This is a genomic window from Pseudomonas agronomica (genome assembly GCF_025917275.1).
GTDB classification, from domain to species: domain Bacteria; phylum Pseudomonadota; class Gammaproteobacteria; order Pseudomonadales; family Pseudomonadaceae; genus Aquipseudomonas; species Aquipseudomonas agronomica.
Window position 1 is genome coordinate 1 of the sequence record NZ_JAOSHO010000593.1, and the last position, 2,823, is coordinate 2,823.

Here is a 2,823-nt window from a genome sequence, read left to right on the forward strand (position 1 = left end):
CGGCGCGACCGCCTGAAAAGCTCCACATTGAGAAAGTCTTCCAGGCTAGCGATCTGTCGGCAGATAGCGCCTTGGGTAAGGGAAAGCTCTTGCGCCGCCTTGGTGAAGCTCTCGTGGCGCGCGGCAGATTCGAAACTGACCAGGGCAGCGGTACTGGGGATTTTACGGCGCATGTACGTAAGCCTCACTCGACAGGCGAATAAACGGGGTCTATGGCGTTTACGAAGTGAGAAATTAGCACAACAGAGTGCGTAATCCTCGTTTGCCCTAGTAGGAAACCGCGCCTAGGATTCAATCCACGATTTTCAAATTCATTGGCGAGGACTTTTTCATGGCCGGCAAAGCGAGCTTCAACTGGATCGATCCACTGTTGCTGGATCAACAGCTCACCGAAGAGGAGCGAATGATTCGCGACACTGCCGAGCAGTTCGCCCAGCAGAAGCTCGCGCCGCGGGTATTGGAAGCGTTCCGTCATGAGAAGACCGACCCGGCGATTTTCCGTGAGATGGGGGAGGTGGGTCTTCTGGGAGCAACCATCCCCGAGCAATACGGCGGCAGTGGGCTGAACTATGTGAGCTACGGTCTGATCGCTCGCGAAGTGGAGCGGGTCGATTCCGGCTATCGCTCTATGATGAGCGTGCAGTCCTCGCTGGTCATGGTGCCGATCAATGAATTCGGGACCGAGGCGCAAAAGCAGAAGTATTTGCCGAAGCTAGCGTCGGGTGAATGGATCGGCTGCTTTGGTCTGACCGAGCCGAACCATGGTTCGGACCCAGGCGCGATGATTACTCGCGCACGCAAAGTGGAAGGTGGCTACAGCCTGACCGGCAGCAAAATGTGGATCACCAACAGTCCTATCGCTGATGTGTTCGTCGTCTGGGGCAAGGACGACGCTGGCGATATTCGCGGTTTCGTTCTTGAGAAAGGCTGGAAGGGCCTGAGCGCGCCGGCTATTCATGGCAAGGTCGGGCTGCGCGCCTCGATCACCGGTGAAATCGTCATGGACAATGTATTCGTTCCAGAAGAAAACATTTTTCCGGATGTCCGTGGCCTGAAGGGGCCGTTTACTTGCCTGAACTCGGCCCGCTACGGCATCTCCTGGGGCGCTTTGGGAGCCGCTGAGTTCTGCTGGCATACCGCTCGCCAATACACGCTGGACCGCCAACAGTTCGGTCGGCCGCTTGCTGCGAATCAGTTGATTCAGAAAAAACTGGCGGATATGCAAACTGAAATCACGCTTGCCTTGCAGGGGTGCCTGCGTCTGGGTCGCATGAAAGATGAAGGCACCGCGGCGGTGGAGATCACTTCGATCATGAAGCGCAACTCCTGTGGCAAGTCCCTGGATATTGCCCGCATGGCGCGGGACATGCTGGGCGGTAACGGTATTTCCGATGAGTTCGGCATCGCTCGTCATCTGGTGAATCTGGAAGTCGTGAACACCTACGAAGGCACGCATGACGTTCATGCGCTGATCCTCGGGCGTGCGCAAACCGGTATCCAGGCGTTCTATTAATAGGAGAACGGTCATGGGCGCGCTTTCGCATCTGCGGGTATTGGATTTATCGAGGGTGCTGGCCGGCCCGTGGGCTGGGCAGATCCTGGCGGACCTGGGGGCTGATGTCATCAAGGTCGAGCGTCCCGGCAATGGTGACGATACGCGCGCCTGGGGGCCGCCCTTCCTGAAGGACGCCCGAGGCGAGAATACGACCGAAGCCGCTTATTATCTGTCGGCCAATCGCAACAAGCAGTCGGTGACCATTGATTTCACGCGTCCAGAGGGGCAGCGGTTGGTGCGAGAGCTGGCGGCCAAGTCCGACATTCTGATCGAGAACTTCAAGGTGGGTGGTCTGGCTGCGTATGGCCTGGACTATGAGTCTCTGAAGGCGATCAATCCACAATTGATCTATTGCTCGATCACCGGTTTTGGACAGACCGGACCCTATGCCAAGCGCGCCGGGTATGACTTCATGATCCAGGGGCTGGGAGGCTTGATGAGCCTGACCGGTCGGCCGGAGGGGGATGAGGGCGCGGGGCCGGTGAAGGTTGGGGTCGCGCTGACGGACATCCTCACGGGACTATACTCGACCGCTGCCATTCTGGCGGCGTTGGCTCACCGCGAGCATGTCGGCGGCGGGCAGCACATCGATATGGCCTTGCTGGATGTTCAAGTGGCTTGCCTGGCCAACCAGGCGATGAATTACCTGACCACGGGCAATGCACCGAAGCGGTTGGGCAATGCTCACCCGAACATCGTGCCTTATCAGGATTTTCCTACGGCTGATGGTGATTTCATCCTTACCGTGGGTAATGACGGTCAATTCCGAAAGTTCGCTGAGGTTGCTGGTCAACCGCAGTGGGCTGATGATCCGCGTTTTGCGACCAACAAGTTACGGGTGGCGAATCGGGCGGTGTTGATTCCACTGATTCGCCAGGCGACGGTGTTCAAGACCACTGCCGAGTGGGTGGCTCAGTTGGAGCAGGCGGGCGTGCCGTGTGGGCCAATCAACGACCTTGCCCAGGTGTTTGCCGACCCTCAGGTTCAGGCGCGTGGATTGGCGATGGAATTACCACACCTGCTAGCCGGTAAAGTGCCGCAAGTGGCCAGCCCGATCAGGCTGTCCGATACGCCTGTGGAATATCGCAATGCCCCCCCTTTGTTAGGGGAGCATACGCTTGAGGTATTGCAGCGGGTGTTGGGGCTGGATGAAGCCGCAGTGGCAGCGCTCAGGGAAGCTGAGGTCCTATGAATCTTCCCTCTATATAGAAGAGGGATCTGAGGAGCGAAAGCGACGGGTTTGCCAGTGCTGCGCAACTTATTGATAG

The 2,823-nt window shown here is 57.9% G+C and carries 3 protein-coding genes; 2 read left to right on the plus strand and 1 reads right to left on the minus strand.

Annotated features, from left to right (window positions below; translation table 11 throughout):
* On the minus strand, positions 1 to 173 hold a 173-nt coding region (locus tag OC610_RS24935; RefSeq protein WP_264431685.1), incomplete at its 3' end, for a LysR family transcriptional regulator.
* A 158-nt stretch (positions 174 to 331) separates the two neighbouring features.
* On the opposite strand from OC610_RS24935, the gene OC610_RS24940 reads away from it, so the two are divergent.
* Positions 332 to 1,513, plus strand: coding sequence for an acyl-CoA dehydrogenase (locus tag OC610_RS24940; RefSeq protein WP_014335919.1), 1,182 nt, complete (start codon positions 332 to 334; stop codon positions 1,511 to 1,513).
* Positions 1,514 to 1,526: 13 nt separating this feature from the next.
* Positions 1,527 to 2,747 (plus strand): CaiB/BaiF CoA transferase family protein, encoded by a 1,221-nt coding sequence (locus tag OC610_RS24945; protein ID WP_264431684.1) that lies wholly within the window; start codon positions 1,527 to 1,529, stop codon positions 2,745 to 2,747.
* Positions 2,748 to 2,823: the final 76 nt, after the last annotated feature.